Consider the following 215-nt stretch of genomic DNA (forward strand, 5'->3'; position numbering starts at 1 on the left):
CTGTTCCACTACCATTTATTACTAGAATAAATGGCAGGCCAGGAGGGAATCGAACCCCCAACCTGCGGTTTTGGAGACCGCTGCTCTGCCAATTGAGCTACTGGCCTATACAAAAGAAGGCAGCATCAAGCTGCCTTCCAAACATAGACTAAGATTATTCAACAATCTTAGCTACAACACCCGCACCTACAGTACGACCACCTTCACGAATCGCG

General features: G+C 47.9%; 1 tRNA gene. It reads right to left on the reverse strand.

Going from position 1 to position 215, the window contains the following annotated elements:
- Positions 1–31: 31 nt before the first annotated feature.
- A tRNA-Trp gene (locus A3761_RS04215) sits at positions 32–107 on the reverse strand.
- Positions 108–215: the final 108 nt, after the last annotated feature.

Source organism: Oleiphilus sp. HI0123, assembly GCF_001635315.1.